Source organism: Citrobacter sp. wls718 (assembly GCF_005280945.1).
Lineage (GTDB): Bacteria > Pseudomonadota > Gammaproteobacteria > Enterobacterales > Enterobacteriaceae > Citrobacter > Citrobacter gillenii.
In genome coordinates this window covers 112990-139613 of sequence record NZ_SZWV01000079.1, presented here as the reverse complement: position 1 = coordinate 139613, position 26624 = coordinate 112990, and the positions used below count along the sequence as shown (strand labels likewise).

Sequence of the window (26624 nt, the reverse complement as noted above, 5' to 3'; positions counted from 1 at the left end):
TCATCGTGAGTACCTTATGACCACCGAAGCCGACTACCTGAATCAGTACGATGCCCGCCGCTTTCCCTCCCCGCTGGTAACGGTGGATAGCGTGTTGTTTACCGTGCATCAACAGGAGCTGTGCGTGCTGCTGGTCGAACGGGCAAACCAGCCGCAGAAAGGACGTTGGGGATTACCCGGCGGCTTTATTGATATGGCACACGATGATTCCACTCGCGCCACAGCGCTGCGTAAACTCACTGAAAAAACTGGCGTTTCGCCTTCGTGGCTGGAACAGCTGGACACATTTTCCGGGCCAGATCGTGACCCGCGTGGCTGGAGCCTGACGGTCACCTGGTTTGCGCTGATAGCCTGGGTGGACTGCGAACCGCATATTGCCAGCGTCAGCGATGCCCGCTGGGTCCCAGTTGATAAGCTTGCCGACTATCCGCTGGCCTTTGACCACCAGGCGATCATTGATGCCGCCCTGAACCGGCTGCGGCAAAAAACGAAATATTCTTTACTGCCCGTTTATTGTTTGCCGGATACCTTTACCCATGGTCAGCTACAGGAAGCCACAGAGGTTATCCTCGGCCAGCCGATTCAGCGCAAAAGCCTGATCCGCCGCTTTGAGGCCTCAGATATGTTTGAAGATACCGGTGAAAGCATGGCCACCGGCACGCGGAAAGCCCGCCTGTGGCGACGTAAACCGGGTGTGGATTTTCATCTTTTCTCACGTAACCTGCTGGCTGAATAAGTACAAAATCACATATTGGCTAACCCGCAGGCTCTGTGCGCGGTATAGTTGCTGTTTTCGATGATTAATTGCTCTGGTGTTATGGTTGAAATCACTCCAACAGAAATGAATCTCCCTGCCGATGATTCGCGAGAATTCCGCCCGATGCGCGGGATCAGTAATCGCCATCTGCAGACCATGCTGCCGCGTTTAATTCGCCGTAAGGTGAAGTTCGACGCCCACTGGCAGCGTCTGGAATTACCCGACGGCGACTTTGTCGATCTGGCATGGAGTGAAGATCCGCATCAGGCGAAGCACAAACCGCGTCTGGTGGTTTTTCACGGTCTGGAAGGTAGCCTGAACAGCCCGTACGCCCACGGTCTGATTGAGGCGGCGCAAAAGCGCGGTTGGTTAGGCGTGGTGATGCATTTTCGCGGCTGCAGCGGCGAGCCGAATCGCCTGAACCGCATTTATCACTCCGGCGAGACCGAGGACGGTACCTGGTTTTTACGCTGGCTGGAGCGCGAGTTCGGCCGCGTGCCAACCGCAGCGGTCGGCTACTCGCTCGGTGGCAACATGCTGGCCTGCCTGTTGGCCAAAGAAGGGAACGCTATCCCGATTGATGCCGCGGTTATTGTCTCCGCCCCCTTCGTGCTGGAGGCCTGTAGCTATCATATGGAAAAAGGGTTCTCCCGCGTTTACCAGCGCTATCTGCTTAATCTGTTAAAAGCCAATGCCTCGCGTAAGCTCGAAGCTTATCCTGGCTCGCTGCCGGTAAGCCTGGCACAGCTGAAGTCCCTGCGCCGCATTCGTGACTTTGACGATCTGATCACCGCCAAAATCCACGGTTTTGCCGATGCGATAGACTATTATCGTCAGTGTAGCGCCATGCCACTACTCAACCTGATCGCCAAACCGACGCTGATTATTCACGCCAAGGACGATCCTTTTATGGATCACCACGTGATCCCCAAAACGGAAAATCTGCCCTCACAGGTGGAATATCAGTTAACCGAGCACGGTGGACACGTCGGGTTTATTAGCGGCACGCTGCGCCATCCTGAGATGTGGCTGGAATCCCGTATCCCCGACTGGCTGACAACGTATCTGGAGGCATAATCATGCAGATCCCCTGGCAGGACTTATCCCCTGAAGCGCTGGACAATCTGATTGAAAGCTTTGTCTTGCGCGAAGGCACCGATTATGGTGAACATGAACGTTCGCTCGAACAAAAAGTCGCCGACGTCCGACGCCAGTTACAATCTGGCGAAGCTGTACTGGTATGGTCAGAACTGCATGAAACGGTCAACATTATGCCGCGAAAACAGTTTCGCGAATAACCCGCAGCCGGCGGCTGACTATAATAAAAACTAACCTATCCATGGAGTTATTATGTCTGCCAAACATCCGGTGATTGCGGTAACAGGATCCAGCGGCGCGGGGACCACCACCACCAGCCTCGCGTTTCGTAAAATTTTCGCCCAGTTAAATCTGCGCGCCGCCGAGGTGGAAGGCGACAGTTTTCACCGCTATACCCGTCCGGAGATGGACATGGCGATCCGCAAAGCGCGCGACGCCGGGCGACACATCAGTTACTTCGGCCCCGAAGCCAACGACTTCGGCCTGCTGGAACAAACCTTCAGCGAGTACGGCCAGACCGGCAAAGGCCAGTCACGAAAATATCTGCACACCTACGATGAGGCCGTACCGTGGAATCAGGTTCCGGGAACGTTTACCCCGTGGCAGCCGCTGCCTGAACCCACAGACGTCTTATTCTATGAAGGCCTGCACGGTGGCGTGGTGACGCCGCAGCAAAACGTGGCGCGGCATGTTGATCTGCTGGTCGGCGTGGTACCGATCGTCAATCTGGAGTGGATCCAGAAGCTGACCCGCGACACCAGCGAGCGCGGTCACTCCCGCGAGGCGGTAATGGATTCGGTGGTACGTTCAATGGACGACTACATTAATTACATCACCCCGCAGTTTTCCCGTACGCATATTAACTTCCAGCGTGTACCGACCGTCGACACCTCCAATCCTTTTGCCGCCAAAAGCATTCCGTCACTGGATGAAAGCTTTGTAGTGATTCATTTTCGTAATCTGGAAGGCATCGACTTCCCGTGGCTGCTGGCGATGCTGCAGGGCTCATTCATTTCCCATATCAATACATTAGTGGTGCCGGGCGGCAAGATGGGGCTGGCGATGGAATTGATTATGCTGCCGCTGGTCCAGCGACTGATGGAAGGCAAAAAAATCGAGTAAAGCGTGGGAAGTGCCCGATGGCGTTACGCTTATCGGGCCTACAAATCAACATCATCCATCCGGCATCAGGGATTACGCGGCAATCACTTCATAGGAATGGGTAATATTCACCGCTTTTTCCAGCATCAGCGCCACGGAGCAGTATTTTTCCGCGGAGAGATCGACGGCGCGAGACACCGAAGCGTCTTTCAGATCGTTGCCGGTAACGATGAAATGCAGATTAATATGTGTAAACAGACGCGGCGCTTCTTCACGACGCTCGGAAGTGAGCTTCACTTCGCAGTTGGTCACATCCTGACGACCCTTTTGCAGGATCGACACCACATCAATGGCGCTACAGCCACCCGCAGCCATGAGTACCATTTCCATCGGGCTCGGCGCTTTATCACCGGAGTTACCGTCCATCAAGATTTGGTGGCCTGAGGCGGACTCACCGAGGAAGGTTAACCCCTCAACCCACTTTACACGCGCTTGCATATTTCGTAACTCCAATGTTTCAATTTTCCTGACAGATTACGCGTACATAACAATTCTCGCAACGGAAGGCGACCTGAGTCATGCTGAAGCGAGACACCAGGAGACACACGGCGAAAGCTATGCTAAAACAGTCAGGATGCTACAGTAATACATTGACGTACTGCATGTATGCAGAGGACATCACATTACAGGCTGCAGTTCACTTTTTAGCAGCCCCTTTCCCAGGTAGCGGGAAGCATATTTTTGCAACCCCAGAGGCAGCGTCGTGTTCTGACTCTGGAGACAGCTTATAACAGAGGATAACCGCGCATGGTGCTTGGCAAACCGCAAACAGACCCGACTCTCGAATGGTTCTTGTCTCATTGCCATATTCATAAGTACCCATCGAAGAGCACGCTGATTCACCAGGGTGAAAAAGCGGAAACGTTGTATTACATCGTTAAAGGCTCAGTGGCAGTGCTGATCAAAGATGAAGAAGGGAAAGAAATGATCCTCTCTTATCTGAATCAGGGCGATTTCATTGGTGAATTAGGCCTGTTTGAAGAAGGCCAGGAACGTAGCGCCTGGGTACGTGCCAAAACCGCATGTGAAGTTGCTGAAATTTCATACAAAAAATTTCGTCAATTAATCCAGGTTAACCCGGATATTCTGATGCGCCTGTCTTCTCAGATGGCTCGTCGCCTGCAGGTAACGTCCGAAAAAGTGGGCAACCTGGCCTTCCTGGATGTCACCGGTCGTATCGCCCAGACCCTGTTGAACCTGGCGAAACAACCTGACGCGATGACCCACCCGGACGGCATGCAGATCAAAATCACCCGTCAGGAAATTGGCCAGATCGTTGGCTGCTCCCGTGAAACCGTTGGTCGTATCCTGAAAATGCTGGAAGATCAGAACCTGATCTCCGCACACGGTAAGACCATCGTCGTCTACGGCACGCGTTAACCTCATCGAAATGGCGCGTTACCTGGTAATGCGCCATTTTTGTTTGCACCGATGTGGCGAAGACTGATTTATCACCCAGAGATCAACTACGCACTACGACAAACGCTGGTGCTGTGTTTACCCGTGGCTGTCGGTCTTATCATCGGTCAGCTTCATCTGGGGCTGCTGTTCTCCCTCGTCCCCGCCTGCTGCAACATTGCCGGTCTTGATACCCCGCATAAGCGATTTTTTAAACGCTTAGTTATTGGCGCGTCACTGTTTGCCGGATGTAGCCTGATCATGCAGCTATTGCTGGCAGAAAGCATTGCGCTCCCGCTGATCCTTACCGGCCTGACGCTGATTCTCGGCGTGACCGCCGAGTTAAGCCCGCTGCATGCACGACTGCTGCCCGCCTCGCTGATTGCGGCAATTTTCACGCTAAGCCTGGCTGGCAACATGCCGGTCTGGGAACCGCTGCTGATCTATGCGCTGGGAACTTTGTGGTACGGCGCGTTCAACTGGTTCTGGTTCTGGCTGTGGCGTGAGCAGCCGCTGCGCGAATCGCTCAGCCTGTTATATCGCGAACTGGCCGATTACTGTGAAGCGAAATACAGCCTGCTAACCCAGCACGTCGATCCCGAAAAAGCGCTGCCCCCGCTGCTGGTTCGCCAGCAAAAAGCGGTGGATCTGATCACCCAGTGCTATCAGCAAATGCATATGCTGTCGGCGCATCACAACAACGAGTACAAACGCCTGCTACGGGCCTTTCAGGAGGCGCTGGATTTGCAGGAGCATATTTCCGTCAGCCTGCATCAACCAGAAGAGGTGCAGAAGCTGGTCGAACGCAGTCATGCAGAACAGGTGATTCGCTGGAATGCGCGCACCGTCGCCGACCGGTTACGCGTGCTGGCAGATGACATTCTGTATCACCGCTTGCCGACACGCTTTTCGATGGAAAAACAGATTGGCACGCTGGAGAAAATTGCCAACCAGCACCCGGAAAACCCGGTCGGGCAGTTTTGCTACTGGCACTTTAGCCGCATTGCCCGCGTGCTGCGCACCCAGCGTCCGCTGTATGCCCGAGATTTAATGGCCGACAAACAGCGCCGCCTGCCGTTACTCCCGGCCCTGAAAAACTATCTGTCGCTGAAATCTCCCGCGTTGCGTAATGCCGGGCGTATCAGCGTCATGCTGAGCATCGCCAGCCTGATGGGCAGCGCCTTACACCTGCCCAAACCTTATTGGATCCTGATGACGGTCCTGTTCGTCACGCAAAATGGCTACGGTGCCACGCGGGTACGCATTCTGCATCGTTCGCTGGGTACGCTTGTCGGGCTGGTGATTGCCGGCGTCACGCTGCACTTTCATATTCCGGAAGGGTTTACGCTGGCGGCCATGCTGGTCATCACCCTCGTCAGCTATCTGATCATGCGCAAAAACTACGGCTGGGCCACCGTCGGGTTTACGGTTACGGCAGTGTATACCCTGCAGTTGCTGACGCTGAACGGAGAACAGTTTATTGTGCCGCGCTTTGTCGATACGGTGCTGGGCTGTTTGATTGCCTTTGGCGGCACGCTCTGGCTGTGGCCACAGTGGCAAAGCGGCCTGCTGCGCAAAAACGCCCACGATGCTCTGGAAGCTGACCAGGAAGCTATTCGCCTGATCCTCAGCAACGATCCACAGGCTACACCGCTGGCGTATCAGCGTATGCGGGTCAACCAGGCGCATAACACGCTGTTTAACTCACTGAACCAGGCAATGCAGGAGCCGGGATTCAACTCGCACTATCTGGCCGATATGAAACTGTGGGTCACGCACAGCCAGTTCATCGTCGAACATATTAATGCGATGACCACGCTGGCCCGGGAACACACCATGTTGACGCCGGATTTGGCGCAGCGGTATCTGCAGTCCTGCGAAATTGCGATTCAGCGTTGTCAGCAGCGGCTGGAATATGACGGGCCGGGGAGCTCCGGTGATGTGAATATTCTCGAGTCGTCGGAGATGCTGTCCCACGGTCCATTAAGTACCCTGGAGCAGCATCTGCAACGTATACTGGGGCATCTGAATACCATGCACACCATTTCGTCGGTGGCATGGCGTCAACGCCCGCACCACGGTATCTGGCTGAGCCGCCGGTTGCGGGATATGAAAGGTTAAGAGATTTGCCGGATGGCGGCGTAAACGCCTTATCCGGCCTACGGAGTAAGGTGTGATTCGTAGGCCGGATAAGCGTAGCGCTATCCGGTAATCCATCAACCAATAACCTTCGCTACCGCCTGCGCAAAGCGCTGCATCCCTTCATCGATATCCGCCTCTTCCACCACCAGCGATGGCGCAAAACGCATCACATCCGGCCCCGCGTTCAGCACCATAACGCCTTCATGAGCAGCGGCGTAGAGGAAATCACGCGCCCGACCTTTGAACTGCGGCTTCAGCTCCGCGCCAATCAGCAGCCCCATACCGCGAATATCGCTAAAAATGTCATACTGAGCATCTATTTTCTGTAAATGCGCAACAAATGCCTGACGTTTGACCTGCACACCGTCCAGCACGTCCGGCGTGTTGATAATATCGAACGCCGTCTCTGCAACCGCACAGGCCAGCGGGTTACCGCCGTAGGTTGAACCGTGCGAACCGACATGGAACGCAGAAGCGATTTCCTGAGTGGTCAACATCGCGCTCACCGGGAAACCGCCGCCGAGGGCTTTGGCGCTGGTCAGGATATCCGGCGTCACGCCGTAGTGCATATAGGCAAACAGGTCGCCGGTACGCCCCATACCACACTGCACTTCATCAAACACCAGCAATGCCTGATGCTGATCGCACAGTTCGCGCAGGCCCTGCAGGAATTCCGGCGTAGCGGCCATAACCCCCCCTTCGCCCTGAATCGGCTCGACCACCACCGCGCAGGTGTGATCGTCCATCACCGCGTTTACCGCATGCAGGTCGTTAAACGGTACATGGATAATGTCCGCCGGTTTTGGCCCAAAGCCGTCAGAATATTTTGGCTGCCCACCGACGGAAACGGTAAACAGCGAGCGGCCATGAAACGCATTATGGAAGGCGATAATTTTGGTTTTGAACGGACTATGGCGGACGCAGGCATAGTGGCGCGCCAGCTTAAAGGCGGTTTCATTGGCTTCGGTGCCAGAGTTCATGAACAGCACGCGTTCAGCAAAGGTCGCATCAATGATTTTGCGGCCTAAGCGCAGTGCAGGCTCATTGGTGAAAACGTTACTGGTGTGCCACAGGGTTTCGCCCTGCGTTTTTAACGTTTCGACCAGGGCCGGATGGCAATGCCCTAACGCGGTAACTGCAATACCACCCGCGAAATCAACATACTCTTTACCCTGTTGATCCCAGACTCGACTTCCTTTCCCTTTGACCGGAATAAACTCTGCCGGTGCATAAATCGGCAGAATCACTTCATCGAATGTCGCGCGCGTAATTGCAGTTTGTTCAGTTGCCATGTCATTACCACCCAGTTAAGCAGAAATGCTAGTGAAATTATAATCACAAAATATGAATAAAAAGTCACTGAATAGCAACTACAAATCACCGATTGAGGAAATTAGCCAGCAGTTGATGCCCCTGCTCACTGAGGATACTCTCCGGGTGGAACTGCACGCCTTCCAAATCCCACTCGCTGTGGCGAATGCCCATAATCTCCTGCGTTTCACTCCAGGCCGTTACCTCAAAGCAGGCCGGCAGCGTCTCAGGTGCAACCACCAGAGAGTGGTAGCGCGTCACCGTTAGCGGGTTCGCCAGCCCCCGAAAAACGCCCTGCCCGGTATGCGTAATCGGGGAGGTCTTACCGTGCATGACTTTCGCCGCCCGCACGACGCTGGCACCAAACGCCTGCGCCATCGCCTGGTGGCCCAGACAGACGCCCAGCATCGGGGTTATTCCCGCATAGTGACGGATGACATCCAGCGAAATCCCGGCATCATCCGGCGTGCAGGGACCGGGGGAAATAACGATTTTTTGCGGACTTAACGCATCAATTTGCGCCAGCGTCAGCTCGTCGTTGCGCCTGACAAGGACCTCTGCGCCCAGTTCGCAGAAATATTGATACAGGTTCCAGGTAAAAGAATCGTAGTTATCGATAAGCAGGATCATGGCGGCTCCGGTACAGAAAAACCGCGCTATTCTACCCAGTTTCTCGGGCTTCGCTTACCACTTTACGAAATATCGCCCGCAGCGCCGACAGGTCGCCCATCGCACCACTCTGGTTGGCCTGATTCCACTCTTCGACCGGGATACCCTCCCAACTGAGCATATACCCGGCATGAACCGCTAACTGTTCGAAGAAAATACGTTGGGCCAGACCGCTGCCAATACGAAATGGGTGTAGCACATTAATTTCGCAATAATAATGCGCAAGTCGGTCGATAAACTTATCCGCCGACAGCCCCACCAGCCAGGACTCGTCTTCCAGGTCCTACATCAGCGCGTTACCCTCTTTCTCGATGTAAGCAAAGTGGCAGAAGCGGGTATCGCCCTGGTAAATATCGACCTCGCGCAGATGGCCCGCCCAGTCAAAAATATCCTGATAGAGCTGGCGATGAATAGAGCACAGATGCGGCAGACCGCGTTTTAGCGGGCCCAGCCCAATCGTCGCCGCCCGCAGCGCCGTCAATTCGTAGGCCGCCTGCGCCAGACGCTGGGCCTGATGGACCCCGAGACGATTACGCATCACGTTCAAGCCCGGATACAAATAGGGATCGCGCCCATCACCGAATTTATCGCTCATAGTGCCTCCTCAATTCTTCAAGGCGCGCCAGGGCATCTTCAGCGCTCAGCGTAACCCGTGGAATCTCCACGCCTTCCAGACGTCGGCTAGCCTGGAAATTGCCGTTTCGCAGTTGCTCCCAAAGACAGGACTTTTGTTTATCGGTGAGTTTTTTCACGTGACCTCCCTGAATGAGCCAGCACTTGCCACAAGTATAAGCAGCAATTTCGGGTTACGCAGAGAAGGGAGAGAACGCGGGCAGGAACCGCCCGCGCAAAAATACGATTACGGCAGAACTTTCGCAGACAGGATAACAATCGGTTTGGACGGAACGTTCTGGTAAGGGCCGACGTCGTGAGTCGGCACTTGAGCTATCTTATCCGCGACATCCATCCCCTTCACCACTTTACCAAAAACGGCATAGCCGAAGTCACGCTGGCCGTGATCGAGGAAAGCGTTGTCCGCAATGTTGATAAAGAACTGGCTGGTCGCGCTGTCTTTGTCTGCGGTCCGCGCCATGGCAATGGTGCCACGGGTATTGCGCAGCCCGTTATCGGCTTCATTTTTGATAGGCGGGTTAGGTTTCTTCTGCTGCATCTGCTCGGTAAAACCGCCGCCCTGTACCATAAACCCAGGGATCACACGGTGAAACGTGGTGTTGTTATAGAAACCACTATTTACATAATCGACAAAGTTTTGCACTGAAACCGGGGCCTTTTGGCTGTTCAGCTCCAGCTCAATGTTACCAGCAGAGGTCGTCAGCAGTACACGTGGGTCACCTTTCGCTGCCAGTGCTGCGGGAGAGAGGGCAGAAAGAGCGAGAACAGCTGCAACAGCCGCCAGAGTCGATTTGAGCATGAGAATTCCTTTACAAGAGCAGAAATGAAGCAAGTGAATTGATTCTAAAGAGCCTTCCATGACAAGGCCATCCCTTTACTTAATTTTACGAACCTGAAACAAATGTAAATGCTTTGCAACGCGCATCAATGTGATCATGATCACATTGAAATATGTAATAGAAACAGCAGTTGCTAAAAAATATTTAAATACATCAACAAAACGCCTAAAATCCGCCCGCTCACGGCGCCTTCAATGCGCCTTACACTTCTATACAGGCCAGTCATGACTAACAGCAATCGTATCAAGCTCACATGGATCAGCTTTCTCTCCTACGCCCTGACAGGCGCGTTGGTTATTGTCACCGGGATGGTGATGGGAAACATCGCAGACTATTTCCATTTGCCCGTTTCCAGTATGAGTAACACCTTCACCTTTCTGAATGCCGGTATTCTGATCTCTATTTTTCTGAATGCGTGGCTGATGGAAATTGTCCCGTTGAAAACGCAACTACGTTTTGGCTTTATTCTGATGCTGCTGGCTGTCGCCGGACTGATGCTCACGCATAGCCTGGCGCTGTTCTCCGCCGCCATGTTTGTGCTGGGGGTCGTCAGCGGGATCACCATGTCGATTGGTACTTTCCTGGTCACCCAGATGTATGAAGGTCGCCAGCGTGGATCTCGCCTGCTGTTTACAGATTCCTTCTTCAGCATGGCGGGCATGATTTTCCCGATGGTTGCCGCGTACCTGCTGGCGCGTAGCATCGAATGGTACTGGGTCTACGCCTGTATCGGCCTGGTGTACGTCGCCATTTTCCTGCTGACCTTTGGCTGTGAGTTCCCGGCGCTGGGTAAACACGCGCAGCAACCGGAAACACCGGTGGCGAAAGAGAAGTGGGGCATCGGTGTGCTGTTTTTGTCCATCGCCGCGCTGTGCTACATCCTCGGTCAGTTGGGTTTTATCTCCTGGGTGCCGGAATACGCCAAAAGCCTCGGCATGAGCCTGAACGATGCAGGTAAGCTGGTCAGCGATTTCTGGATGTCCTACATGGTGGGTATGTGGGCGTTTAGCTTTATCCTGCGCTTCTTTGATTTGCAGCGTATCCTGACCGTGCTGGCAGGACTGGCAACCGTATTGATGTATCTCTTCATCACCGGTACGCCAGAGCACATGCCGTGGTTCATCCTGACGCTGGGCTTCTTCTCCAGCGCCATTTATACCACCATTATCACCCTCGGCTCCCAGCAGACTAAAGTGGCCTCACCGAAGCTGGTTAACTTCGTCCTGACCTGCGGCACCATTGGGACCATGTTAACCTTCGTGGTGACGGGTCCGATCGTTGCCCACAGCGGTCCTCTGGCCGCACTACAAACCGCGAATGGCCTGTATGCCGTGGTATTCGTGATGTGCTTTATCCTTGGGTTTGTCACGCGTCATCGCCAGCATAACGCACCGGCAGTGCAGTAAACCTGAATGCCGGATAGCGACACTGATTATCCGGCATTTATCACTCCCCTTTCTAACCCTTAGGATCCTGACCTATTCACACTAAAACCCCTTAATTTGTACGCTAATCATACAAACATGAAAAGCCTGTCAATTCCGTGACTTATAAAAACGCTGACAAATCAGTTATATACCTCTTAAGGAGTATATAAGGGCGAAATTGATTTGTATCAATAAGCGGGGTTGCTGAATCGTTAAGGTAGGCAGTAATAGAAAAGAAATCGAGGCAAAAATGAGCAAAGTCAGACTCGCTATTATCGGTAATGGTATGGTCGGCCATCGCTTTATTGAGGATCTTCTTGATAAATCCGATGCGGACAAGTTTGATATTACCGTCTTCTGTGAAGAACCCCGCAAAGCATACGACCGCGTACACCTGTCTTCTTACTTCTCTCACCACACTGCTGAAGAGCTGTCTCTGGTGCGTGAAGGCTTCTACGAGAAGCACGGCGTTAAGGTATTAGTCGGCGAACGCGCGATTACCATCAACCGCCAGGAGAAGGTGATCCACTCCAGCGCCGGTCGTACGGTTTATTACGATAAACTGATCATGGCAACCGGCTCCTACCCATGGATCCCGCCGATTAAAGGTTCGGAAACGCAGGACTGTTTCGTTTACCGTACCATTGAAGACCTCAACGCCATTGAGTCTTGCGCTCGTCGCAGTAAACGCGGCGCCGTTGTCGGTGGTGGCCTGCTGGGTCTGGAAGCCGCAGGTGCCCTGAAAAGCTTAGGCGTTGAAACCCACGTGATTGAATTCGCCCCGATGCTGATGGCTGAACAGCTGGATCAGATGGGTGGCGAGCAGTTACGTCGCAAAATTGAAAGCATGGGCGTGCGTGTGCACACCAGCAAAAATACTAAAGAGATCGTCCAGCAAGGCACTGAAGCGCGTAAAACTATGCGCTTTGCCGACGGCAGCGAACTGGAAGTCGACTTCATTGTCTTCTCCACCGGTATTCGCCCGCGCGACAAACTGGCAACCCAGTGCGGCCTTGATGTGGCACAGCGTGGCGGTATCGTGATCAACGACGCCTGCCAGACCTCTGACCCGGATATCTACGCTATCGGCGAATGCGCCAGCTGGAATGACCGCGTTTATGGCCTGGTCGCACCGGGGTACAAAATGGCGCAGGTCGCCGTTGACCATATTCTCGGTAGCAAAAACGCGTTCGAAGGCGCAGACCTGAGCGCCAAGCTGAAACTGCTGGGCGTAGATGTCGGCGGTATCGGCGACGCACATGCGCGTACACCGGGCGCCCGTAGCTACGTTTACCTCGACGAAAGTAAAGAAGTCTACAAACGCCTGATCGTCAGCGAAGATAACAAAACGCTGCTGGGCGCGGTTCTGGTGGGTGACACCAGCGATTACGGCAACCTGCTGCAGCTGGTGCTGAACGCCATCGAACTGCCGGAAAACCCGGACTCACTGATCCTGCCAGCACACTCAGGCAGCGGTAAGCCGTCCATCGGCGTGGATAAACTGCCGGACAGCGCGCAGATTTGTTCCTGCTTCGACGTCACCAAAGGCATGCTGGTTGCCGCCATTAACAAAGGCTGCCACACCGTTGCAGCGCTGAAAGCCGAAACTAAAGCCGGTACTGGCTGCGGTGGTTGTATTCCGCTGGTTACCCAGGTGCTGAATGCCGAACTGGCGAAACAGAGCATCGAAGTCAACAACAACCTGTGCGATCACTTCCCGTACTCACGTCAGGAACTGTTCCATCTCATCCGCGTGGAAGGCATTAAAACCTTCGAGGAATTGCTGGCGAAACACGGTAAAGGTTACGGCTGCGAAGTATGTAAACCAACCGTCGGTTCCCTGCTGGCCTCCTGCTGGAATGAATACATCCTCAAGCCGCAGCACACGCCGCTGCAGGATACCAACGACAACTTCCTGGCCAACATCCAGAAAGACGGTACCTACTCCGTTATCCCACGCTCTGCCGGTGGCGAAATTACCCCGGAAGGTCTGGTTGCCGTGGGCCGTATCGCTCGTGAGTTCAATCTGTACACCAAGATCACCGGTTCTCAGCGTATTGGTCTGTTCGGCGCGCAAAAAGATGACCTGCCGGAAATCTGGCGTCAGTTGATTGAAGCGGGCTTCGAAACCGGTCATGCGTATGCTAAAGCGCTGCGTATGGCGAAAACCTGCGTGGGTAGCACCTGGTGCCGTTATGGTGTCGGCGATAGCGTAGGCTTCGGCGTTGAGCTTGAAAACCGCTACAAGGGCATTCGTACCCCGCACAAAATGAAGTTTGGCGTCTCTGGCTGTACCCGTGAGTGCGCAGAAGCCCAAGGTAAAGACGTGGGTATCATCGCTACTGAAAAAGGCTGGAACCTGTACGTCTGTGGTAACGGCGGGATGAAACCACGCCATGCGGATCTACTGGCAGCGGATCTCGACCGTGAAACGCTGATGAAATACCTTGACCGCTTTATGATGTTCTACATCCGTACTGCGGACAAACTGACCCGTACCGCACCGTGGTTAGATAACCTGGAAGGCGGCATCGAGTATCTGAAGTCTGTCATCATCGACGACAAACTGGGCCTGAACGAGCATCTGGAAGAAGAGATGGCGCGTCTGCGTGAAGCCGTCGTATGCGAGTGGACAGAAACCGTCAACACGCCGTCCGCGCAGGTTCGCTTCAAGCACTTTATTAACAGCGATAAACGCGATCCGAATGTCCAGGTTGTGCCTGAACGTGAACAACATCGCCCGGCCACGCCGTATGAGCGTATCCCGGTCACTCTGGTGGAGGAAAACGCATGAGCCAGTGGAAAAACATCTGCAAAATCGATGACATTCTGCCTGCAACAGGCGTCTGCGCCCTGTTAGGTAAAGAGCAAGTCGCGATTTTCCGTCCTTATCACAGCGACCAGGTGTTTGCGATCAGCAACATCGACCCGTTCTTCCAGTCCAGCGTACTTTCACGCGGGATTATTGCTGAGCACCAGGGCGAGCTATGGGTTGCCAGCCCGCTGAAAAAACAGCGCTTCCGCCTCAGCGACGGTCTGTGCATGGAGGACGAAAGTCATTCCGTGGCGCACTACGAAGCCCGGGTGAAAGACGGCATGGTGCAGTTGCGCGGTTAGTAAATTATTGGGAGGCGCAATGCCTCCCTTTTTAGACGTATTGGTAGGCCTTTTTAGTAGGCCTGATAAGCGTAGCGCCATCAGGCACATTGCCGGATGGCGGCATAACTGCCTTATCCGGCCTACGGTTACGATTTTATTTTACTTTTTGTTCTTCAAGGATAATCAAACACATGTTTACAGACACTATCAATAAGTGTGCGGCTAACGCTGCGCGCATTGCACGCCTGTCGGCCAACAACCCAATCGGTTTCTGGGTCAGTTCCGCCATGGCGGGCGCTTATGTCGGTCTCGGCATCATTCTTATTTTCACTCTCGGCAATCTGCTAGATCCATCCGTACGCCCTCTGGTGATGGGTGCAACCTTTGGTATTGCCTTAACGCTGGTGATTATTGCCGGTTCAGAGCTGTTTACCGGGCACACCATGTTCCTGACGCTTGGCGTCAAAGCGGGCACCATCAGCCACGGTCAGATGTGGGCCATTCTGCCGCAAACCTGGCTGGGAAATCTGCTCGGTTCCGTGTTCGTCGCCCTGCTGTACAGCTGGGGTGGCGGTAGCCTGCTGCCAGTCGATACCAGCATCGTACATAGCGTTGCCCTGGCGAAAACCACAGCCCCTGCCAGCGTACTGTTCTTTAAAGGTGCGTTGTGTAACTGGTTGGTTTGCCTGGCAATCTGGATGGCGATCCGTACTGAAGGTGCGGCGAAGTTCCTCGCCATCTGGTGGTGCCTGCTGGCGTTTATCGCTTCTGGCTATGAACACTCCGTTGCCAACATGACGCTATTTGCGCTCTCCTGGTTCGGTCATCACAGCGATGCCTATACCTTGTCCGGAATTGGCCATAACCTGCTGTGGGTGACACTCGGTAATACTTTGTCCGGTGTCGTATTCATGGGGTTGGGTTATTGGTATGCTACGCCAAAATCGGAGCGTCCCGTTCCGGCAAAAATCAACCAAACTGAGGCTGCTGCCAATAATTAAGGGGTAATGTCGTGGATCATTTGCCTATATTTTGTCAACTACGTGACCGCGACTGCTTGATCGTCGGCGGTGGTGATGTCGCAGAACGCAAAGCGCGGTTACTGCTGGAAGCAGGCGCCCGTTTAACGGTTAATGCGCTAGCGTTTATTCCACAGTTCACCGTATGGGCAAATGAAGGCATGCTGACGCTGGTTGAGGGGCCGTTTGACGAAGCCCTGCTCGACTCCTGCTGGCTGGCGATCGCCGCCACCGATGACGATGCCGTCAACCTTCGCGTCAGCAACGCCGCTGAATCACGTCGCATCTTCTGTAACGTGGTCGACGCCCCAAAAGCGGCCAGTTTCATCATGCCCTCCATTATTGACCGTTCACCACTGATGGTGGCGGTCTCCTCTGGCGGCACCTCTCCTGTTCTGGCACGACTGCTGCGTGAAAGGCTCGAATCCGTGTTGCCACAGCATCTGGGCCAGGTCGCGCAGTATGCAGGACAGCTGCGTTCCCGGGTGAAAAAGCAGTTCGCCAGTATGGGTGAACGTCGCCGCTTCTGGGAAAAGCTGTTTGTTAACGACAGGCTGGCGCAGTCTCTGGCAAACGACGATCGGCAGGCAATAGAAGAAACGACTGAGCAGATGCTCAGCGAACCGCTGGACCATCGTGGCGAAGTAGTGCTGGTTGGTGCCGGTCCAGGCGATGCCGGACTGCTAACGCTGAAAGGGCTACAACAGATCCAGCAGGCTGATGTCGTGGTGTATGACCGCCTGGTTTCCGATGACATCATGAACCTTGTTCGTCGCGATGCCGATCGTATTTTCGTCGGCAAGCGTGCGGGTTATCACTGCGTACCGCAGGAAGAGATCAACCAGATCCTGCTGAACCAGGCGAAACAGGGCAAACGCGTAGTGCGCCTGAAAGGCGGCGACCCGTTCATCTTTGGTCGCGGTGGCGAAGAGCTGGAAACCCTGTGCCACGAAGGTATCCCGTTCTCTGTTGTTCCCGGTATTACCGCGGCGTCCGGCTGTTCTGCCTATTCCGGCATTCCGCTGACGCATCGTGATTACGCCCAGAGCGTACGCCTGGTCACCGGACACCTGAAGACCGGCGGCGAGCTGGACTGGGAAAACCTGGCAGCAGAAAAACAGACGCTGGTGTTCTATATGGGGCTGAATCAGGCGGCCACTATCCAGGAAAAATTGATCGCATTTGGGATGCCAGCAGACATGCCGGTTGCGCTGGTCGAAAACGGGACCTCCGTGAAACAGCGCGTTGTCAATGGTGTACTGACGCAACTCGGTGAACTGGCGCAACAGGTGGAAAGCCCGGCGCTGATCATTGTTGGTCGCGTGGTTGGCCTGCGCGATAAGCTGAACTGGTTCTCAAACCATTAATATTCAGGCGCTATGTTTTCTGCATAGCGCCGTCTTTTGATTACCCTTCCAGTCATTATCCTTCATCTTTAATCATCATCAATTATTATTTTTTAAAAATTCTTAAATCTACTATTAAGTTAAAAGAACAAGTAATAACTTCCTGGTCACGTTATATATAGCAAGCTTAATTCACTACGTGTTTTTCGAAGCATATGGAATTGGCATACTGATATTTTATTGATTGATAGGGATTATTAAATGAAAAACATGCTTAAAGCTGCTGCAGTACTGCTGGCTCTCTCCACATTGACTGCCTGCACCGGTAGCGTTCAGAACAAAAACAAGACCTGTGATTACGATTATTTTCTGCACCCAGCCATTTCTATTTCTAAAATCATTGGCGGCTGCGGTGACACTGCGCTGTAATTATTTATATTCCGTATAAATATATAAAGCCGGGTTATCTCCCATGCCGTTATAATATTAAACAGTATGGGAGATAATCCGGCTTTTATTTTAGCCGTACGTTACATTACGGCTTCGCAACAAATCCAATTGCTTCATACACCGCTTTCAGTGTTTCTGCTGCGCGCGCACTGGCTTTTTCTGCACCATCTTTCATCACTTGCTGCAAGAAGGCTTCATCGTTACGGAAACGGTGGTAACGTTCCTGAAGCTCAGTCAACATACCGGAAACGGCATCGGCAACTTCACCCTTCAGGTGGCCATACATCTTGCCTTCAAAGTGCTGCTCCAGTTCTGGGATGCTCTTACCCGTTACGGCAGAGAGAATATCCAGCAAGTTGGCAACACCCGCTTTATTCTGCACATCGTAACGAACAACTGGCGGCTCATCGGAATCCGTCATGGCGCGTTTGATTTTCTTCACCACAGATTTCGGATCTTCCAACAGGCCGATCACGTTGTTGCGGTTGTCATCCGACTTAGACATTTTCTTCGTCGGCTCCAGCAGGGACATCACGCGCGCACCGGATTTCGGAATAAACGGCTCAGGCACTTTGAAGATGTCACCATACAGTGCGTTAAAACGCTGGGCGACGTCACGGCTCAGTTCCAGGTGCTGTTTCTGATCTTCCCCTACCGGTACCAGATTGGTCTGGTACAGCAGAATATCGGCTGCCATCAGTACCGGGTAGTCGAACAGACCGGCATTGATGTTTTCAGCGTAACGGGAAGATTTATCTTTGAACTGGGTCATGCGGCTCAGTTCACCAAAATAGGTGTAGCAGTTCAGCGCCCAGCCTAACTGTGCATGTTCCGGCACGTGGGACTGAACGAAAATGGTGCTTTTCTCAGGATCGATACCACACGCCAGATACAACGCCAGCGTATTCAGCGTAGCATTTCGCAGCTTCTGCGCGTCCTGGCGGACGGTGATAGCATGCTGGTCCACGATACAGTAGATGCAGTGGTAATCATCCTGCATGTTTACCCATTGACGCAGCGCACCCATATAGTTGCCAATGGTCAATTCACCTGAGGGCTGTGCGCCACTAAAAACGATGGGCTTAGTCATTTTTCAATTCCTGATTTTCGCTATGCGGAAGCCCGAGTGCGGGCAGAAGGTCATTAATGCTGTCATATATTACATCCGGCTGGCTGAGGTCGATCCCTTCACCGTAGTTATACCCATACGTAAGACCAACCGAAGGACAGCCAGCGGCTTTTGCCGCCTGAATATCATTGCGCGAATCACCCACAAAGAGCAATTTTTCAGGCGCAATCCCCATACGTGAGGCCACTAGCAGCAGCGGATCAGGATGCGGTTTTTTATTTTTCACGTCGTCACCGCCGATGACCACACTAAAATACTTGGCGATATCCAGTGCGTTAAGCAGCGGTGCCACAAACGGTGTCGGCTTGTTGGTCACCAGACCTAACGGCAGGCCTTTCGCATGCAGCGCGCCCAGCGTATCGGCAACGTGGGGAAATAAGAACGTCCCTTCTTCGGCAACATCACCGTAATAGCGGTCAAACAGCTTACGTAAAATACGCACCTGCTCAACGGCAGGAATGTCGTCATCGATAGGCGGTTTGCCCGTCGTTTTACGCAGCGTAGCGCGTTCAAGGCGAGCCCAGGTGAGTGCACGCTCCATCAATACATCTGCGCCATTACCAATCCAGGTAATCACACGTTCTTCGCCTGCAGTGGGTAATTCCAGCGCGTACAGCGCCATATCCACTGCGGCGGCTAATCCCGGCGCGCTATCAACCAGCGTACCGTCGAGGTCAAAAGCTACGCCCCGAATATCCTGAAATTTATCCATGACTTACCTTCGCCAGTTCATGGCGCATTTCATCAATGACTTTTTTGTAGTCAGGTTGGTCGAAAATCGCGGAACCTGCGACAAACATATCCGCACCCGCTGCGGCGATTTCGCCGATATTGTTCACCTTCACGCCGCCATCAACTTCCAGGCGAATGTCATAGCCAGACTCATCAATACGACGGCGGACTTCACGCAGTTTTTCCAGCGTTTGCGGAATGAAAGATTGGCCGCCAAAACCGGGGTTAACGGACATCAGCAGGATCACATCCAGCTTATCCATAACGTAGTCCAGGTAGCTCAGCGGCGTGGCCGGGTTGAACACCAGGCCCGCTTTACAGCCATTCTCTTTGATCAGCTGTAAGGTGCGATCGACGTGTTCGGAGGCTTCCGGGTGAAAAGTAATGATGCTGGCGCCAGCGGCAGCGAAGTCCGGGATAATACGGTCAACCGGCTTCACCATCAGATGCACATCAATAGGGGCGGTAATCCCATATTTGCGTAGCGATTTCAGTACCATCGGCCCGATAGTCAGGTTAGGTACATAATGGTTGTCCATGACGTCGAAGTGCACGACATCGGCACCAGCGGCCAGAACGCTCGCGGTGTCCTCACCCAGGCGGGCAAAATCAGCCGACAGAATTGAGGGGGCAATCAAATACTGTTTCATCCGCTTCTCCTTGAGAATTATTTTTTCGCAGGCGTTACGACTCCTGGTTTGTACAGAGCCAGCAGTTCATTCACCTTTTTACGTGTGCCGCCGTTGCTGCTTATACTGCGCCGCACTTTTACCTGAAAATGCTTCGCCGCTCGGTACCACTCGCGCGTATCGGGCGTGTCATGGTTCGAAATTAACACCGGGATCTGCTTACTGACCAGCTTTTCTGCCATTTCGGCCAGATGCGCCTGCTCTTTCGGGCTAAAGCTATTAGTGTGATACGCGGTGAAATTCGCCGTCGCCGACAGCGGCGCATAAGGCGGGTCGCAATAAACCACAGAGTTGATATCAGCACGCTCCATGCACTCTTCATAGGAGAGGCAATGAAACTCTGCATTCTGCGCTTTTTCGGCAAAATGATACAACTCAGCTTCCGGAAAGTAGGGTTTTTTATAACGGCCAAACGGCACGTTAAATTCGCCACGCAGGTTGTACCGACACAGGCCGTTGTAACCAAAACGGTTGAGGTATAAGAACAGTACCGCACGTCGGAACGGATCCTGGCTGGCGTTAAATTCTGTCCGGAACTGATAGTACACCTCAGACTGATTGGTCTCAGGGACAAACAGCTCGCGCGAAGCCTGCACATACTCATCGGTACGCGACTTCACGATGTTATAGAGACTGATGAGGTCGCTGTTGATATCGGCAAGAATATAACGAGAAAAGTCGGTGTTGAGGAACACCGACCCTGCACCCACGAAGGGTTCGACAAGACATTCGCCCTGAGGCAAATGCCGTTTGATATCATCAAGCAGGGGGTATTTTCCCCCTGCCCACTTCAGAAAAGCGCGATTTTTTTTCATGCTGACTAACTAATTACACCTTCTCCGGCTGTGGAGAAAGCTCCGACAGCATCCTGCGCTTTAGTCTTTGTCCCGCAATTGGGCGAAACATCAAACCATTGCAGAACATATCCTATCTTACTTCAGATCGGCCTGAACCTGATGCAGCGGTTTCGCCCACGGGTTTTTCGCCTGAATGTCGGCTGGCAACGTAGACACCGCACGTTTTGCATCGTCTTTAGATGCATATACACCCGTCACCAGAACATACCACGGTTGACCGTTACGCGTCGTCTGATACACCACGTAGTTCTTCAGGTTCTCTTTCTTCGCCCAACCGTTCAGGTTGTCGTAGTTAGAAGAACTGCTGAGCTGCAGAGTGTAATGACTGGACGGCGCTGATTTTAACGCCCCAACATTACCCGCCGTTTTTGCTCCGCCCGCTACAGGCGTTGCCGTAGTTGGCGCAGGAGTAGCAGTCTGCGCAGGTGTGGTGGTACTGACGGTTGCTTTAGGCTCAGCTGTCGCTTTTGGCGCAGTCGTTGCCGCAGGTGCTTTGGTCGTAGTAACCGGTGCAGTCACTGGCGCAGTCGGTTCAGTGCGCTTCGCCTGGGCAACAGGTTTTGGCTCTGTCGGCGTTGCTTTCACGGTCGTCTGCGGTTTGCTCTTCGGCTCAATAACGGCCTGTTTGCGTTCCGGACGCGCAGTCGCGTGACGCTCAGCAGGCTCCGTTGTTGCAGGACGCGCCGTAGTACCATTACGAACAGGTGCAACGGTAGCAGGTTCGGTTGGCAGCGTGGAGTTCACAACCACGTTGTTCACCTGTTCCTGACCTTGCGGTTGCGTCAGGGCATTATTCAGATCGCCCTGAACTTCAACACGCTGTTGACCTTCAGCGGCAACAGGTGCTTGCCCCTGAGTTGGCGTAGAAGAAATTGGCGGCAGAGAAACATCCTGCTGCGCATTGCCAGCCGGTTGCTCAGCAGTCGTTGCAGGCTGAGTGGTGCTCGCCTGATCGGTCGCGCTATTGCCAGAAAGATCGATACTCTTCTCGCCAGACGCCGTCTGATCGCTGGAAGAGGGAGATGAGGGGGCTTTCAACGCTGAACCGATGCCGACTATCAACAGCAGCAGCACCAGAACCCCCACACCCATCATCATATATTGACGAGAGGCAGGTTTGCTGGCGGCCTTCTTACGCTTACGCGGACGGCGTTCTACACGCTCTTCATCCACGGTATCGTCATCAGATTCATAGTCTTCTTCAATGTCTTGCTCTTCGTCACGTTCTTTACGCGCGCGCGCTGGACGACGATCGTCAGTATCCAGATCAACATCATCAAAATTGATTTGCGGCTCATTATCGCGTTCAGACGATTGACGAGAACGACCAGTACGACGATCGCTGGGATCGGGTTTCAGCTCGTCTTCTGGTTTGAATTCATCCATTTAACACCCCACTCAAAGGTTAATGCTTACGACGTTGCACATAACCTGAAGCTAAAAGACTTACGCCTTACAACGCAAGCCGGACCTTTCTTGTTGTTACGCCTGCTGGCAATCAGCAATAGCGTTAAGAACCACCTCGTGCGACACTCCGCCGCGCACTTCACTCTTCCCTATTGCCAACGGAAGAACTAAACGCATCTCCCCCGCCAACACTTTTTTATCTCGCAGCATGTGCGGTAAATAGGCCTGAGTGGACATCTCACGTGGTCCATCAACCGGTAAGCCTGCCCGCTTCAGCAGCGTAATGATGCGCTGCGTGTCCGCGGAGCAAAACTGACCAAGACGTTCTGACGTACGAGCAGCCATTACCATACCTGCGGCCACCGCTTCACCATGTAACCAATTGCCATAACCCATTTCAGCTTCGATTGCATGGCCAAACGTATGTCCCAGATTCAGTAAAGCACGTAAGCCCATTTCGCGCTCGTCTGCTGCGACAACTTCTGCCTTCAGCTCACAACAACGGCGGATACAGTACGCCATTGCCGGACCGTCCAGATGCAGTAATGCGTCCAGATTGTCTTCCAGCCAGCTGAAAAATTCACCGTCAAGGATGATGCCGTATTTGATCACTTCCGCCAGACCCGACGCCAGTTCACGCGCAGGAAGCGTTTTCAGACAGTCGAGATCCACCACCACGGAAGCGGGTTGGTAAAAAGCACCAATCATGTTCTTGCCGAGGGGATGGTTTACGGCGGTTTTGCCGCCAACGGAGGAATCAACCTGCGACAACAGCGTTGTCGGAACTTGAATAAAACGTACGCCGCGCTGATAGCTGGCGGCTGCAAAACCGGTAAGATCGCCAATCACGCCGCCGCCAAGAGCAACCAGCGTGGTATCGCGACCGTGCGGTTTTTGCAGTAATGCTGTGAATACCGTATCCAGCACCGTCAGGCTTTTATACTGCTCGCCGTCGGGAAGGATGACGCTATCAACATTAACACCCGCCTGTTCAAGTACGCCGCGAATCTTATCGAGATAAAGGGGAGCCAGGGTTTCGTTGGTCACCAACATAACCTGATCGCCCGATTTCAGCGGTAAGAATGAAGCCGGCTCATTAAACAAACCAGCCGCGATGGTGATAGGGTAACTACGTTCCCCGAGAGTGACTGTAATCCTCTCCATGACGCGACATCCACCTTAGTTACTTGTACCCGCAGACGAGTGTATTAAGCCAGAATCAGTTGCTTTCCAACATATGAATAATCTGGTTTGCCACGACTTTAGCGCTCTGATCATCGGTGCGAATGGTCACGTCAGCAATCTCTTCATACAGAGGATTGCGTTCGTCAGCCAACGCTTCCAGAACTTCGCGAGGCGGTGATTCTACCTGCAGCAGTGGGCGTTTCTTGTCGCGTTGAGTTCGCGCAAGTTGTTTTTCAATTGTCGTTTCAAGATAGACCACGACGCCACGCGCGGAAAGACGGTTACGTGTTTCACGTGATTTAACAGAGCCACCGCCAGTTGCCAGCACAATACCCTGTTTTTCCGTCAACTCGTTGATGACTTTTTCTTCGCGATCGCGGAAGCCGTCTTCACCTTCTACATCGAAGACCCAGCCCACATCAGCTCCGGTTCGTTTCTCAATCTCTTGATCAGAATCGTAAAATTCCATATTGAGTTGTTGAGCTAACTGGCGCCCAATAGTGCTTTTTCCGGCACCCATAGGCCCAACCAGAAAGATATTGCGTTTCTCTGCCATTTTTTCGGTACTACTAAGACTATTCGTTAATGGTAAACCCGCTTCGCAGACACTCAGCGCAGCAGGACATGAACTGAAACCTCATAAGATATTGCGAGAGTCAGACTGAAAATTATCTCAATACTCAAGCGGGTTTGGCAACTGAATAAATCACCAAACCTTTCGCATTTCTGGTCGTGGCAGGCGTATTGCCCTGCAAACATCAGGCCTGGCAACGAATCGCACGGCCAAATGACGCCAAATCAACCCATGACACACCACCAGAAAGGCAAAGCGTATTACCGGTGCACAAGTAAAGAAAACGACCGACGCTCAAATCGGTACTCCTTGTATGCTAAATACACCCGCACGTCAAATTTCTGAAACATGTCCAGTGCAAAAACAACGGCTTTTCATGCATAAATTAATCGCTCGAGACCAGTCTGGGCGTGATAAAAACCACCAACTCGCGCCGCTCATCCTCTTTACCGTCATGGCGAAATAAATATCCAAGCCAGGGGATATCGCCTAACAACGGCACGCTGTCCGCCGCAGATTTATTTTTATGCGAAAAAATCCCACCCAGCGCGATTGTCTCTCCGCTTTTTACCTCGACCTGCGTTTCAATTTCCTGCTTATCGATAGCCAGTACTTCGCCATCCGCCTGCTGTAACACCTGCCCGGGGACATTCTGGCTGATATGCAACTTTAGTCTAATTCGCCCTTTTTGCAGCACGGTTGGCGTCACCTCCATTCCCAGTACGGCTTCTTTGAACTCAACGGACGTGGCTCCGCTTTCCCCGCTGGAGACCTGATAAGGGATCTCGCTGCCCTGCTTAATACTGGCAGGTTGCAGGTGAGAAGCCAGTAATCGTGGGCTGGCGATGATATCAAGCTGCTGTTTTTGCTCCAGTGCAGACAGCTCCAGTTCCAGTAGACGACCATTGATACGACCAATGTTAAACCCCACACGCGACGTCGCTGCGGGCACAGAGAGATCGCTGGTCATTGTAGTGACGCCGCCCACCGTCCCCGCTTGCGTGGCATCGGCGAGCGACCATTTCACGCCCAACTCGTGTAGGCTTTTTTCGTTAATCGTCACAATGTGTGCCGCCAGTTCGACCTGTTCAACCGGCAAGTCCATCTGTGCCACCCACGTTTCCAGCGCCATCAGCGCAGGTTTGTTATCACGAAGCAGCAGTCGGTTCGTGCGTTTATCTACCGTCATACTGCCTTTGGCGCTCAGCAGTTTCTCACCCGCTTTTGCCAGATCGGCGGCGTCAGCGTACTGCAAAACAATGCTGCGATGTTCCAGCGGGAGACTGGCCTGCCGCCGCGCCTGCTCGCTCTCCAGGCGTGCCACATTTTCATTCTGCCAGCCTACCGAATGCACATGCAGGATGCTCCCCTCCTGGCGCAACACCAGTCCGGCGCTTTTCACCACCGTCTGGAATGCCTGCTTCCACGGGACATCCGTCAGATGCAACGACATCACGCCGCTGACATCGGGCGAAATCACCAGATTTTTTCCTTCCTGCTCAGCCATCGCCTGTAATACCTGAACCACGGGAACATCATCCACCACCAGCGTCACGTTTGGCGCTTTTCCCGCCAGCACGCTGGGGATGACGACCATCAGCACCACGGCTATCCATCGCTTCATGCCCTTCTCCTTGTCGTTGCCACTGCCAGCGTGACGGCTCACAGTCTTTACCCATCTCAATAGTTATGCTTTGTGCCGAGATATGAGAAACCGTCCATCCCCCCTTCAGCGCCTCATGCAGTTCGATCCGCCGCCATGTATTTTTACCATCCTGAACCAGGCCAATCAGGCGCGCTCCCCGGCTTACCGCACCTTGATAACGCCACGTCGACAGCTCAGTGGTATGGCAACGATCCTCCGGCGGCAGGAAAGGATCGCGCATCCCGGTCAGTATCAGCAGGCTAATCCCTACCAACAGTCCACGCTTAACCGTCATTCAGGCGCTCCAGCTGCAGTGTAAGCATCAGCTCGGCATTCTCCAGGTGAAGAGAAAAACCGTTGACCTGCATCCCCCGTTCCGCCAGCCGGACAAACAATGCTGGAACAGCATCCCAGGCGGGCTTCAGCGTCATCTCCCCGCCCTGTGCAGAAGGCTGCCAGTGAGTCAGGCGTGAAAGCGGAGTCTGAAAATCCAGAGCGGAAAAAGGCATCGTATTCTCGTCATTAGCCCAAAGTGTGGGGTCAGCCGGTGTAACCAGTTGGTACAGATTCCGCCATTGCGCCTGGTTCGCCGCATGTTGCTGCCGCAGTTCCTCCCGTTGTACGTTCCATTCTTGCCGTAGCGGATAAAGCAGGCACAACATGACCATCAGCGCCATGGTGACACTCCAGCCGCCCCAGCAGACGATTCGACAACGCGGCGACAAGGCCAGCCAACGATCACAGAGTACGTTCATGCATTACGCTCCGCGTCAGACGATAGTGAAATTGCCAACGTCCCAACGCATCCTTCTGAGTTTCGCCGGGGTCGCCTAAGCGAAAAAAGGACTGTTTGCGTAATTGCGTTTCCAGCGTATTGAGGGCGCTAAAGTTCTGCGCCATTCCGCTCAGTTCCAGCACTTCATGTTGCCAGGTCAGGGTTGTCAGCCACACCTGTTCGGGCAGTAAATTTGCCAGTCCTTCGAGCATCGGTTGCCAGCTTCGCGTCTGATCTCGCTGCGTTTTACGCAGCTGTCGCTGTTGCCATTGTTGCTGGCGC

At 53.5% G+C, this 26624-nt stretch carries 28 protein-coding genes and 1 pseudogene; 12 read left to right on the top strand and 17 right to left on the bottom strand.

The annotated features are described in order from the left end of the window. The first annotated feature begins 16 nt into the window (after nucleotides 1-16). The 4 genes from FDW95_RS16205 to FDW95_RS16190 all read left to right on the top strand — a co-directional run bounded on the left by FDW95_RS16205 (nucleotide 17) and on the right by FDW95_RS16190 (nucleotide 2977). Nucleotides 17-736: an NUDIX domain-containing protein gene (locus FDW95_RS16205; protein WP_115257322.1), complete on the top strand. Its 720-nt coding sequence runs from the start codon at nucleotides 17-19 to the stop codon at nucleotides 734-736. Between the two features lie 81 nt (nucleotides 737-817). Further along, entirely contained in the window at nucleotides 818-1834 is a 1017-nt protein-coding gene (locus FDW95_RS16200; protein ID WP_115257321.1) for a hydrolase, read from the top strand. A 2-nt stretch (nucleotides 1835-1836) separates the two neighbouring features. After that, nucleotides 1837-2055: a YheU family protein gene (locus tag FDW95_RS16195; RefSeq protein WP_096759303.1), complete on the top strand. Its 219-nt coding sequence runs from the start codon at nucleotides 1837-1839 to the stop codon at nucleotides 2053-2055. Nucleotides 2056-2107: 52 nt separating this feature from the next. Further along, nucleotides 2108-2977 carry a phosphoribulokinase gene (locus FDW95_RS16190; RefSeq protein WP_096759302.1) on the top strand — a complete coding sequence of 290 codons (870 nt, stop codon included), beginning with the start codon at nucleotides 2108-2110 and terminating at the stop codon, nucleotides 2975-2977. A 72-nt stretch (nucleotides 2978-3049) separates the two neighbouring features. Here FDW95_RS16190 and FDW95_RS16185 read toward each other — a convergent pair whose 3' ends face one another. Continuing rightward, nucleotides 3050-3454, bottom strand: a complete 405-nt coding sequence (locus FDW95_RS16185; RefSeq protein ID WP_096759301.1) for an OsmC family protein — start codon at nucleotides 3452-3454, stop codon at nucleotides 3050-3052. A 309-nt stretch (nucleotides 3455-3763) separates the two neighbouring features. On the opposite strand from FDW95_RS16185, the gene crp reads away from it, so the two are divergent. Further along, entirely contained in the window at nucleotides 3764-4396 is a 633-nt protein-coding gene (crp, locus tag FDW95_RS16180; RefSeq protein ID WP_000242758.1) for a cAMP-activated global transcriptional regulator CRP, read from the top strand. A gap of 51 nt (nucleotides 4397-4447) precedes the next feature. Next, entirely contained in the window at nucleotides 4448-6535 is a 2088-nt protein-coding gene (locus FDW95_RS16175) for a YccS/YhfK family putative transporter (RefSeq protein ID WP_115257320.1), read from the top strand. Between the two features lie 95 nt (nucleotides 6536-6630). Here the strand turns inward: FDW95_RS16175 and FDW95_RS16170 are convergent, their stop codons facing one another. The 5 genes and pseudogenes from FDW95_RS16170 to ppiA all read right to left on the bottom strand — a co-directional run bounded on the left by FDW95_RS16170 (nucleotide 6631) and on the right by ppiA (nucleotide 9968). Next, complete coding sequence (locus FDW95_RS16170; RefSeq protein WP_115257319.1) at nucleotides 6631-7848, bottom strand: aspartate aminotransferase family protein; 1218 nt, start codon at nucleotides 7846-7848, stop codon at nucleotides 6631-6633. Nucleotides 7849-7933: 85 nt separating this feature from the next. Beyond that, complete coding sequence (gene pabA / locus FDW95_RS16165) at nucleotides 7934-8497, bottom strand: aminodeoxychorismate synthase component 2 (protein ID WP_115257318.1); 564 nt, start codon at nucleotides 8495-8497, stop codon at nucleotides 7934-7936. Between the two features lie 31 nt (nucleotides 8498-8528). Beyond that, a pseudogene (locus FDW95_RS16160) lies at nucleotides 8529-9131 on the bottom strand (putative adenosine monophosphate-protein transferase Fic). Beyond that, nucleotides 9121-9288, bottom strand: coding sequence for a YhfG family protein (locus tag FDW95_RS16155; protein WP_115257317.1), 168 nt, complete (start codon nucleotides 9286-9288; stop codon nucleotides 9121-9123). Before FDW95_RS16155 ends, FDW95_RS16160 begins: the two are co-directional and overlap by 11 nt. A gap of 107 nt (nucleotides 9289-9395) precedes the next feature. Next, entirely contained in the window at nucleotides 9396-9968 is a 573-nt protein-coding gene (gene ppiA / locus FDW95_RS16150) for a peptidylprolyl isomerase A (RefSeq protein ID WP_096759295.1), read from the bottom strand. Nucleotides 9969-10232: 264 nt separating this feature from the next. On the opposite strand from ppiA, the gene tsgA reads away from it, so the two are divergent. The 6 genes from tsgA to FDW95_RS16120 all read left to right on the top strand — a co-directional run bounded on the left by tsgA (nucleotide 10233) and on the right by FDW95_RS16120 (nucleotide 17328). Continuing rightward, entirely contained in the window at nucleotides 10233-11414 is a 1182-nt protein-coding gene (gene tsgA, locus FDW95_RS16145) for an MFS transporter TsgA (protein WP_115257316.1), read from the top strand. Between the two features lie 271 nt (nucleotides 11415-11685). Then, complete coding sequence (nirB, locus tag FDW95_RS16140) at nucleotides 11686-14229, top strand: NADPH-nitrite reductase large subunit (protein ID WP_115257315.1); 2544 nt, start codon at nucleotides 11686-11688, stop codon at nucleotides 14227-14229. Further along, complete coding sequence (nirD, locus tag FDW95_RS16135; RefSeq protein ID WP_115257314.1) at nucleotides 14226-14552, top strand: nitrite reductase small subunit NirD; 327 nt, start codon at nucleotides 14226-14228, stop codon at nucleotides 14550-14552. The genes nirB and nirD overlap by 4 nt, the downstream gene beginning before the upstream one ends. 173 nt (nucleotides 14553-14725) lie before the next feature. Then, nucleotides 14726-15535: a nitrite transporter NirC gene (gene nirC, locus FDW95_RS16130; protein ID WP_115257313.1), complete on the top strand. Its 810-nt coding sequence runs from the start codon at nucleotides 14726-14728 to the stop codon at nucleotides 15533-15535. An 11-nt stretch (nucleotides 15536-15546) separates the two neighbouring features. After that, entirely contained in the window at nucleotides 15547-16920 is a 1374-nt protein-coding gene (gene cysG / locus FDW95_RS16125; RefSeq protein WP_096759290.1) for a siroheme synthase CysG, read from the top strand. Nucleotides 16921-17160: 240 nt separating this feature from the next. Then, on the top strand, nucleotides 17161-17328 hold the full coding sequence (locus FDW95_RS16120; protein ID WP_096759289.1) for a DUF4223 family protein: 168 nt from the start codon (nucleotides 17161-17163) through the stop codon (nucleotides 17326-17328). Between the two features lie 106 nt (nucleotides 17329-17434). Here the strand turns inward: FDW95_RS16120 and trpS are convergent, their stop codons facing one another. From trpS to FDW95_RS23960, 11 genes are all read right to left on the bottom strand, one after another. After that, nucleotides 17435-18439, bottom strand: a complete 1005-nt coding sequence (gene trpS, locus FDW95_RS16115; RefSeq protein ID WP_096759288.1) for a tryptophan--tRNA ligase — start codon at nucleotides 18437-18439, stop codon at nucleotides 17435-17437. After that, nucleotides 18432-19190 carry a phosphoglycolate phosphatase gene (gene gph / locus FDW95_RS16110; RefSeq protein ID WP_096759287.1) on the bottom strand — a complete coding sequence of 253 codons (759 nt, stop codon included), beginning with the start codon at nucleotides 19188-19190 and terminating at the stop codon, nucleotides 18432-18434. Before gph ends, trpS begins: the two co-directional genes overlap by 8 nt. Continuing rightward, nucleotides 19183-19860, bottom strand: a complete 678-nt coding sequence (rpe, locus tag FDW95_RS16105) for a ribulose-phosphate 3-epimerase (protein WP_096759286.1) — start codon at nucleotides 19858-19860, stop codon at nucleotides 19183-19185. Before rpe ends, gph begins: the two co-directional genes overlap by 8 nt. 17 nt (nucleotides 19861-19877) lie before the next feature. Continuing rightward, nucleotides 19878-20714: an adenine-specific DNA-methyltransferase gene (gene dam, locus FDW95_RS16100; protein ID WP_115257312.1), complete on the bottom strand. Its 837-nt coding sequence runs from the start codon at nucleotides 20712-20714 to the stop codon at nucleotides 19878-19880. Between the two features lie 117 nt (nucleotides 20715-20831). Beyond that, nucleotides 20832-22142, bottom strand: a complete 1311-nt coding sequence (damX, locus tag FDW95_RS16095) for a cell division protein DamX (RefSeq protein ID WP_115257311.1) — start codon at nucleotides 22140-22142, stop codon at nucleotides 20832-20834. A gap of 96 nt (nucleotides 22143-22238) precedes the next feature. Then, nucleotides 22239-23327, bottom strand: a complete 1089-nt coding sequence (aroB, locus tag FDW95_RS16090; RefSeq protein WP_115257310.1) for a 3-dehydroquinate synthase — start codon at nucleotides 23325-23327, stop codon at nucleotides 22239-22241. A gap of 55 nt (nucleotides 23328-23382) precedes the next feature. Continuing rightward, on the bottom strand, nucleotides 23383-23904 hold the full coding sequence (gene aroK, locus FDW95_RS16085; protein WP_003023552.1) for a shikimate kinase AroK: 522 nt from the start codon (nucleotides 23902-23904) through the stop codon (nucleotides 23383-23385). Nucleotides 23905-24307: 403 nt separating this feature from the next. After that, complete coding sequence (hofQ, locus tag FDW95_RS16080) at nucleotides 24308-25546, bottom strand: DNA uptake porin HofQ (RefSeq protein ID WP_115257309.1); 1239 nt, start codon at nucleotides 25544-25546, stop codon at nucleotides 24308-24310. Next, nucleotides 25458-25862, bottom strand: coding sequence for a HofP DNA utilization family protein (locus FDW95_RS16075; protein WP_115257308.1), 405 nt, complete (start codon nucleotides 25860-25862; stop codon nucleotides 25458-25460). The genes hofQ and FDW95_RS16075 overlap by 89 nt, the downstream gene beginning before the upstream one ends. Continuing rightward, nucleotides 25852-26322, bottom strand: a complete 471-nt coding sequence (locus FDW95_RS16070; protein ID WP_115257307.1) for a hypothetical protein — start codon at nucleotides 26320-26322, stop codon at nucleotides 25852-25854. Before FDW95_RS16070 ends, FDW95_RS16075 begins: the two co-directional genes overlap by 11 nt. Beyond that, nucleotides 26306-26554: a PilN domain-containing protein gene (locus FDW95_RS23960; RefSeq protein ID WP_249359167.1), complete on the bottom strand. Its 249-nt coding sequence runs from the start codon at nucleotides 26552-26554 to the stop codon at nucleotides 26306-26308. The genes FDW95_RS16070 and FDW95_RS23960 overlap by 17 nt, the downstream gene beginning before the upstream one ends. Nucleotides 26555-26624 lie beyond the last annotated feature (70 nt).